The organism is Pseudoduganella sp. RAF53_2 (assembly GCF_052113985.1).
Classification (GTDB): Bacteria; Pseudomonadota; Gammaproteobacteria; order Burkholderiales; family Burkholderiaceae_D; genus Rugamonas.
Genome location: NZ_JBFRDW010000284.1, coordinates 1 through 7,241, shown reverse-complemented (window position 1 = coordinate 7,241; position 7,241 = coordinate 1). Strand labels below are relative to the sequence as shown.

The window sequence follows — 7,241 nt, the reverse complement described above, 5'->3', positions numbered from 1 at the left end:
GTGCACAACATCGTGACGGGCGTACTAGGTGGCCAGATCGACGTCGAGAGCAAGCCCGGCCAAGGCAGCCGGTTTACAATGCGGCTTCCCATGAATGCACCGCTATGAAACGTCTCGCCCTACTCCTCGCCATGCTGGCCGCGCCCGTGCTTGCGGAGCCAGCGCCATGGTATTGGTGGATCAGCAAAATCGATGGCCACCGCAGCTGTTCGCAATACCCCCTGGGCCCCGGATGGGAAAAAGGCCAGGGTCCATATCGCGATCCCCGTTGCACAAAGCCGTGGCGTGGGAAATAATGAAGTAAAAGCAAGAAGCAAACGAAGTATCCAACCAGAGAGGAGAAAGTATGTTTCAAAATCCCGAGCAGTTCGCCGCCGCCACCAAAGCGCTGTTCCAGTTTCAGCTCGAAACCTTCAATACTCTGACCGAAAAGGCCGTGCATGGCCTGGAGCAGGTGGTGGACCTGAATATGACAACCGCCAAAACCGGTGTCGAACAAAGCATGGCCACCAGCCAGCAGATGGCCCAGGCCACCGATCCGAAAGCGGCAATCGCCGTAATGTCGGCCCGCCTTCAGCCCGGCATGGCCGCCACCAACGCCTATAACCGCCAGCTGACGGAAATCATTACCGAGATCCACAACGAATTCACCAAGGCTGCCGACGCCCACCTGGCTGAAGCCAAAAACAACCTGAGCGCCTTGATCGAAGACGTCACCAAAAACGTGAAACCAGGCTCGGAAAACGCCGTCCAGATCGTCAAAGCGGCCATCGAAAACGCCTTCAGCGGCTACGAGCAGGTTACGAACGCTACCCGACAAGCGGTAAGCGCCTTCGAACAGCAAATCGCCAAGGTTTCCGAACAGGCGGAGCACCTGGTCAAAAAATAGTGCTTAACTAGTGCAATAGCGGGGCGGTCGCGGTACACTGTATAAAAATACAGTTTTTCCCGCTTCCGCCCCGATGCTCAAAGTTCTCGACAACCCGTTTTATTACCTGGACAACTTTCACCAGGTCTTGCAGTGGATCGGCGACCGCTACAGCGATCTGCTCAATGAAGAAGAGAACGCTTTTCTCAGCCGCTTTCCCACCCTGCCCCAGCCTTCGCGCGCCCTGTTCGTGCGCATGGTCATGCGCAAGGGCGAGCTGTTTCGCGCCTCGAAGCTGAGTTATCCGGAAATCGGCTGCACGATTACCGCCGCGGCGCCGCTGAGCGCCGAAGGCTGGATCGAGGATGATCCCGTGGTTACGCTGGACGAGCTGTTCGAGCTTCTGCAAAAGCCCGAAATCATTGGCGTCTTTGGCCTGACTGGCGGTGAACGGGCGGCCCGCAAGGCCGATCAGCTGGAAGCCCTGCGCGAACAGCACGATGCCGGGCACCGCTTTTCCGCCTGGTGCGGCGAGGCGGCGCCGGACCGCGCCTGGCGCATTCTATCCAAACCCCTGTGCGACCGCCTGCGCCTGATTTTCTTCGGCAATTACCACCAGGACTGGTCGGAATTCGTGCTGTCCGATCTGGGCATCTACCGCTACGAAAAGGTGGAGTTTTCGCCATCGGCGCGCGGCTTCCGCTCGCGCCGCGATATCGACGAATACCTGGCCCTGCACGCCTGCCGCGAACGGTTTGCGGAGGGTGAAGATCCACTGGCCGTGCTGGCCGATATGCCGCCGCCATCGCCGGACAATGAGTGGCTGCACAGCCGCCGCCAGAAGCTGCAATTCCAGATCGGCCAGCAGCTGGAAAAGCTCGCCGACTGGCCGGGCGCCTTCAGCGTGTACGAACAGTGCGCCTATCCCGGCGCGCGTGCCCGCGCCGTCCGCGTGCTGGAGAAGCATGAGCGCTTCGGCCTCGCCTACGAATGGCTGCAACGCGCACAAGCTGCGCCGGAGAGCGAAGCGGAGCGCCAGTCCCTGCTGCGCATGGCGCCGCGCCTGCGCCGCAAGCTGGGTCATATGCGCGAGCCGGCGCGCAAGGCGACGCCGGTCGAGCGTCTCGATCTGAGCCTGCCGATGCCGAGCGAGGAATGGTGGGCCGAGGGCGTGGTGCGCGATCACCTGTGGCGCGATGATGTGCCCTGCTATTACGTGGAAAACGCCCTGGCCAATTCGCTGTTTGGCCTGCTGTGCTGGGACGCGATCTTTGCCGCCATCCCCGGCGCCTTCTTCCATCCCTTCCATCACGCGCCGGCCGATCTGCATAGCGCCGACTTCCATCTGCGCCGCTCCGCCTTGTTTGCCGCCTGCTTCGCGCAGCTGGAAGATGGCCGCTACCGCGACACGATTCTCGCCAACCGCGAGGCCAAGTACGGCATCCAGTCGCCGTTCGTGTATTGGGATGCGCTGGATGACGAGCTGGTCGCGCATGCGCTGGACTGCATTCCGGCGCTGCATCTGCGCCACTGGTTCGAGCGCATCCTGCAGGATGTAAAGGCCAATCGCAGCGGCTTCCCTGACCTGATCCAGTTCTGGCCCGCGGAGCGGCGCTACAACATGATTGAAGTGAAGGGTCCCGGCGACCGCTTGCAGGATAATCAGCTGCGCTGGATCGATTATTGCGCCGAGCATCAGATGCCGGTGTCCGTTTGCTATTTGCAGTGGGCGGCATGAGCTATACCGTTGCGGTCCGTGCGCTGTGCGAGTTCACGGCCAAGCAGGGCGATCTCGATTTGCGCTTTACGCCAACGCCGACGGCGCAGGAGGGTATCGCAGGTCACGCCGTTGTCACCTCTCGCCGCGCGGACGACTACGAACGCGAGATTTCGCTGTCCGGCGACTTTGGTCCGCTGCACGTGCGCGGCCGGGCGGATGGCTACTGCCCCCGCCAGAATCAGCTGGAAGAAATCAAAACCTATCGCGGCGATTTGTCGCGCCAGCCCGCCAACCATCGCCATCTGCACTGGGCGCAGCTCAAGGTCTACGGCCATCTGCTCTGCGCCTCGCGCGGCCTGCCGTCCGTGCGACTTGCCCTGGTCTACTTCGACATCGCCTCGCAAAAAGAAACGCTGCTGACCGAAGACGCCGAGGCCACGTCGCTGCGGGCCTTCTTCGAGCAGCAATGCAGCGCCTTTGTTGCCTGGGCCGAGCAGGAACTCGCGCATCGCCAGGCGCGAGACGCGGCTTTGCGCGGCTTGCGTTTCCCGCATGCCGACTTCCGGCCGGGCCAGCGGCAACTGGCCGAAGCCATGTTCAAGGCCAGCGCCCGTGGCTGCTCACTGCTGGCACAGGCGCCTACAGGAATCGGCAAGAGTATCGGCTCGCTGTTCCCGCTGCTGAAGGCGTCCGCCGAACATGGGCTGGACAAGATCTACTTCCTCGCCGCCAAAACCAGCGGGCGCGCGATGGCGCTTGGCGCCGTCGAAACCATCCAGCGCAGCGCGCCGCTGCTGCCTCTGCGCGCGCTGGAACTCGCCGCCAAGACGACCGCCTGCGAGCACCCCGACAAAGCCTGCCACGGCGAATCCTGCCCCCTCGCCGCAGGCTTCTACGACCGCCTGCCCGCCGCCCGCAGCGCCGCCCTCACCCGCGCCGCGCCGCCCCGAGCCGCTCCACACCGCACCGTCGCAGCCGCCCTCGTTGCCGGCTCCGCGCTGGACACTGCGGATACTCTGCGCGCCGATCCGGCCGCGTCGGATGCTGGCGCGCTGGCGTCGCCTGATGCGCTGCGCGTGCCGGCCGCCGCCGGCGCCACGCTGGGTTCCATGGCGCCGGGTCGCGCGCTGGATCGCGCGACGGTGCGCGAGGTCGCGCTGGCGCACAATGTCTGCCCCTACTATCTGCAATCCGAACTGGTACGCTGGGCCGATGTGATCATTGGCGAYTACAACTACTACTTCGACCTGAGCGCGATGCTGTACAGCCTCGCGCAAATGAACGACTGGAAGGTGGCCGTGCTGGCAGACGAAGCGCACAATATGGTCAACCGTGCGCGCCAGATGTACTCGGCCGACATGGATCACACCGGCCTGCGCATCCTGCGCAAGTCCGCGCCCGACGCGCTGCGCAAGGCGCTGGACCGCGTGCACCGTCAATGGTCCGCGCTGGAAAAAGAGCAGGAAAAAGAATACGCCAGCTACTCCGCCCTGCCGGACAAATTCATGCACGCCCTGCAGACCGCAACCACGGACATCGGCGACTACATGGCCGAGAATCCGTCCTGGTTCGACGCCGACGTTCTGAACTTCTACTTCAACGGCCTGCTGTTCGCGCGTCTCGCAGAAACCTTCGGCGAGCACTCCCTGTTCGACATCACCCGATCCGGCAGCGGCACGAAGACCAACTCCACACTGTGCATCCGCAACATCCTGCCCGCGCCCTTCCTGAAGCCGCGCTTCGACGCCGCGCATGCAACGGCCCTGTTCTCGGCCACGCTCAGCCCCTGGAACTACTACGCCGACACGCTCGGCATGCCGCAAGACACCGCCTGGATCGACGTCGAATCTCCCTTCGCCGCCGAGCAGCTGGCAGTGAACGTGGCCGGCCACATCTCCACGCGCTACCAGCACCGCGAGCGCTCGCTGGCGCCGATCGCCGCGCTGATGGGCGAACAATACGGGCAGCAGCCCGGCAACTACCTGGCCTTCTTCAGCAGTTTCGATTACATGGAAAAAGTGGCCGACCTGTTCGCGCAACAATTCCCGCAAGTTCCAGCCTTCCGCCAGTCGCGCCGCATGGGCGAATCCGAACGCGCCGCCTTCCTCGACCGCTTCGGCGACGACAGCGCAGGCATCGGCTTTGCCGTGCTGGGCGGGGCTTTCGGCGAAGGCATCGACCTGCCCGGTTCGCGCCTGATCGGCGCCTTCGTCGCCACCCTCGGCCTGCCGCAAGTCAATCCGATCAACGAGCAAATCCGCGAGCGCATGGAGTCCATCTTCGGCGCGGGATACGACTACACCTACCTCTACCCCGGCCTGCAAAAAGTCGTGCAGGCCGCCGGCCGAGTGATCCGCACCACCACCGACCGCGGCACCGTGCACCTGATCGACGACCGCTTCCTCAAGCCCGAAATTCAGGCCCTCTTCCCGGCCTGGTGGAAAGTCGGCGGCGCCACGTAGGCAGCCAAGCCTTCGCCCAGCGCCGCAAAGGCCGCCGCGCAGCGCGGGTTGTCGCGCAAGTCCTCGTGCATGACCAGCCAGGTTTCCATAGGAATCGACAAGGCCCGCGGCAGCACGCGCACCAAGCCACTGCGCGCCGCCAGYGGCGCCTGGCAGATACCGATGCCCACGCCCGCGCGTATCGCGGAAATCAGCGCCGGATCGCTGTCCGACTTGAAACTGAAGTGCAGGCCTTCCAGCACTGGATACTGCTTGCGCATCTTGCGGATGTAATCGCTCTCGCTTTCATAGCCGATCAAGGTGTGCTTGTCCAGATCGCGTGCCGAGGCGGGCGTGCCGTGCCGTTCCAGATAATCCCTGCGCGCGAAAAAACCTAACTCAATCGTGCCAAGATTGCGCGCCACCAGCGCTTCCTGCGTCGGGCGGAACATGCGCACGGCGATATCCGCCTCGCGCTGCAGCAGATTACCGGCGCGGTTGGACAGCACCAGCTCGACCGACAGCGCAGGATGCAGCGCACGCATGTCCGCAATAATGGGCGGCAGCACTTCCGCGCCCACCATCTCGCTGGCCGTAATGCGCACCGTGCCGCGTACCTCGCCCTCGCGGCCATGGCTGCTCGCCATGCGCCGCAGGGCCGCCGCGCTGGACGCCAGCGAGGCCGCATACGGCCGCAAATGCTGAGCGGCGTCGGTTGGCGTGTAGCCGTCGTGCGCGCGCGTGAACAAGGCCAGTCCCAGCGCCTGCTCCAGCGATTCGATATGGCGCCCCACGGTCGGCTGCGTCAGCCCCAGCGTGCGCGCAGCAGCAGACAGCGAGCCCTCATCCAGCACGCCGAGGAAGCTGCGATACCAGTCCCAGTTCGGTTCCGTCATGGCCTATGCATTTATGTATAGCGACCATGCCACTTTAACCAATTTTCTTTAACTTGCCGCCGGCGCACAATGCAGTTCAAGGAGGATTCACCCATGAACAAGACTGCATTGATTCTCGGCGCAACCGGCGGTGTAGGCGGCGCATTGGCCCAGCGTCTGCTGGCAGGCGGCTGGAAAGTGAAAGCACTGCATCGCAACGCGGCGGCGCAGCAGCCGAACGGACTGGAATGGCTGCAAGGCGACGCCATGCAGCGTGAAGACGTAGTAGCCGCAGCCAATGGCGTGGCGCTGATCGTCCATGCCGTGAACCCGCCCGGCTACAAGAACTGGGCCGGCCTGGTGCTGCCGATGATCGACAACACCATCGCTGCGGCACGCGCCAGCGGCGCACGTATCCTGCTGCCCGGCACCCTCTACAACTTCTCGCCGGAGCTGAAAGGTCCGATCGCGGAAGACGCGCCCCAGCAACCGCACACCCGCAAAGGTGCGATTCGCGTCGAACTGGAGCGCCGCCTGGAACGCGCTGCAGCCGAGGGCGTGCCCAGCCTGATCGTGCGTGCCGGCGACTTCTTCGGCCCCGGCGCCGCCAACAGCTGGATGACGCAAGGCCTGGTCAAGCCTCATCAGCCCGTGCGCGCCATTCACAATCCGGCCGAACCGGGCGTTGGCCACCACTGGGCCTATCTGCCGGACGTTGCCGAAACCATGTTCCGCCTGATTGAGCGCTCCGACGCCCTGCCCATCTTCGCCCGCTACCACATGGAAGGCCAGTGGGACGCCGACGGCACGCAGATCGCGTCGTCCATCGCCCGCGTCGTCCATGCGCGCACCGGCAAGGCGCCTGCGCTGCGCAGCACGCCGTGGTGGCTGTTCAAGCTGATGTCGCCGTTCGTGACGGTATTGTGCGAGCTGCAGGAAATGCGCTATCTGTGGCAATGCGAAGTCCATCTGGACAACGCAGCCTTGCGCGCGGCACTGGGCGGCGCCGAACCGCGCACGCCGCTGGATACCGCTGTCGCCGCCACGCTGCAATCCTTCGGCTGCCTGGATGGCGCGCGGCCGGTGCAAGCTACTGCATGACGGTGCGGATGCGCTGGTAGCCGCTGCGGCTGATTGCCAGGCGCGTGCCGTCCTGCAGCACGGCCTGGTGGCTGTCCTTGCTGGCCTGCTCGATGCGAGCCACGCACTCGATGTTGACCAGATAGGAGCGGTGGATGCGGATGAATTTATCCGGGTCCAGCTGTTCCTCCAGCTCCGCCATGCGCTGGTTCTTCAGATATGCCTTGCCTTCGGAGTGGATCTGCACATAGTCATCC

Annotated in this window: 6 protein-coding genes; 4 read left to right on the top strand and 2 right to left on the bottom strand. The window is 64.1% G+C overall.

What is annotated here, in order from left to right:
- Nucleotides 1–346: 346 nt before the first annotated feature.
- The 3 genes from AB4Z11_RS17390 to AB4Z11_RS17380 all read left to right on the top strand — a co-directional run bounded on the left by AB4Z11_RS17390 (nt 347) and on the right by AB4Z11_RS17380 (nt 5,050).
- Nucleotides 347–889 carry a phasin family protein gene (locus tag AB4Z11_RS17390; RefSeq protein WP_442026495.1) on the top strand — a complete coding sequence of 181 codons (543 nt, stop codon included), beginning with the start codon at nt 347–349 and terminating at the stop codon, nt 887–889.
- A 73-nt stretch (nt 890–962) separates the two neighbouring features.
- Entirely contained in the window at nt 963–2,606 is a 1,644-nt protein-coding gene (locus AB4Z11_RS17385) for a VRR-NUC domain-containing protein (RefSeq protein WP_442026494.1), read from the top strand.
- Nucleotides 2,603–5,050 (top strand): helicase C-terminal domain-containing protein, encoded by a 2,448-nt coding sequence (locus tag AB4Z11_RS17380; RefSeq protein ID WP_442026493.1) that lies wholly within the window; start codon nt 2,603–2,605, stop codon nt 5,048–5,050. The genes AB4Z11_RS17385 and AB4Z11_RS17380 overlap by 4 nt, the downstream gene beginning before the upstream one ends.
- Here AB4Z11_RS17380 and AB4Z11_RS17375 read toward each other — a convergent pair.
- Nucleotides 5,005–5,925, bottom strand: coding sequence for a LysR family transcriptional regulator (locus AB4Z11_RS17375; RefSeq protein WP_442026492.1), 921 nt, complete (start codon nt 5,923–5,925; stop codon nt 5,005–5,007). The genes AB4Z11_RS17380 and AB4Z11_RS17375 overlap by 46 nt on opposite strands.
- A gap of 93 nt (nt 5,926–6,018) precedes the next feature.
- On the opposite strand from AB4Z11_RS17375, the gene AB4Z11_RS17370 reads away from it, so the two are divergent.
- The gene (locus AB4Z11_RS17370) at nt 6,019–7,005 is read left to right on the top strand and encodes an NAD(P)H-binding protein (RefSeq protein ID WP_442026491.1); all 987 of its coding nucleotides are present in this window, start codon (nt 6,019–6,021) and stop codon (nt 7,003–7,005) included.
- On the opposite strand, the gene AB4Z11_RS17365 is transcribed toward AB4Z11_RS17370, so the two are convergent.
- Nucleotides 6,995–7,241: LytTR family DNA-binding domain-containing protein (locus AB4Z11_RS17365; RefSeq protein WP_442026490.1), on the bottom strand; the 247-nt coding region annotated here is incomplete at its 5' end. The genes AB4Z11_RS17370 and AB4Z11_RS17365 overlap by 11 nt on opposite strands.

Coding starts and splice junctions, on each gene's coding strand:
- AB4Z11_RS17390 (WP_442026495.1), top strand. CDS start 347: ATGTTTCAAAATCCCGAGCAGTTCGCCGCCGCCACCAAAGCGCTGTTC.
- AB4Z11_RS17385 (WP_442026494.1), top strand. CDS start 963: ATGCTCAAAGTTCTCGACAACCCGTTTTATTACCTGGACAACTTTCAC.
- AB4Z11_RS17370 (WP_442026491.1), top strand. CDS start 6,019: ATGAACAAGACTGCATTGATTCTCGGCGCAACCGGCGGTGTAGGCGGC.